At 50.9% G+C, this 619-nt stretch carries 5 tRNA genes; all 5 read left to right on the forward strand.

Going from position 1 to position 619, the window contains the following annotated elements:
• Positions 1-18 precede the first annotated feature (18 nt).
• The 5 genes from PAND9192_RS20410 (at position 19) to PAND9192_RS20430 (ending at position 607) form a co-directional block, all read left to right on the forward strand.
• Positions 19-95: transfer RNA gene (locus PAND9192_RS20410), tRNA-Arg, on the forward strand.
• A gap of 51 nt (positions 96-146) precedes the next feature.
• Positions 147-223: transfer RNA gene (locus tag PAND9192_RS20415), tRNA-Arg, on the forward strand.
• 51 nt (positions 224-274) lie between these two features.
• A tRNA-Arg gene (locus tag PAND9192_RS20420) sits at positions 275-351 on the forward strand.
• 51 nt (positions 352-402) lie between these two features.
• Positions 403-479, forward strand: a tRNA-Arg gene (locus PAND9192_RS20425).
• Positions 480-530: 51 nt separating this feature from the next.
• Positions 531-607 (forward strand) — tRNA-Arg (locus PAND9192_RS20430).
• Positions 608-619: the final 12 nt, after the last annotated feature.

Consider the following 619-nt stretch of genomic DNA (forward strand, 5'->3'; position numbering starts at 1 on the left):
TCTTAAAAGAAACACAGTGCGCGCGTAGCTCAGCTGGATAGAGTACCTGGCTACGAACCAGGCGGTCGGAGGTTCGAATCCTCCCGCGCGCACCATTATTTAAAAGTAATAAGCCTCAATGCTTGTTACTGTTACACCGATTTAGTGCGCGCGTAGCTCAGCTGGATAGAGTACCTGGCTACGAACCAGGCGGTCGGAGGTTCGAATCCTCCCGCGCGCACCATTATTTAAAAGTAATAAGCCTCAATGCTTGTTATTGTTACACCGATTTAGTGCGCGCGTAGCTCAGCTGGATAGAGTACCTGGCTACGAACCAGGCGGTCGGAGGTTCGAATCCTCCCGCGCGCACCATTATTTAAAAGTGATAAGCCTCAATGCTTGTTACTGTTACACCGATTTAGTGCGCGCGTAGCTCAGCTGGATAGAGTACCTGGCTACGAACCAGGCGGTCGGAGGTTCGAATCCTCCCGCGCGCACCATTATTTAAAAGTAATAAGCCTCAATGCTTGTTATTGTTACACCGATTTAGTGCGCGCGTAGCTCAGCTGGATAGAGTACCTGGCTACGAACCAGGCGGTCGGAGGTTCGAATCCTCCCGCGCGCACCATTATTTAAAAGT

Origin of the sequence: Photobacterium andalusiense, assembly GCF_900185625.1 — a bacterium.
GTDB classification, from domain to species: domain Bacteria; phylum Pseudomonadota; class Gammaproteobacteria; order Enterobacterales; family Vibrionaceae; genus Photobacterium; species Photobacterium aquimaris.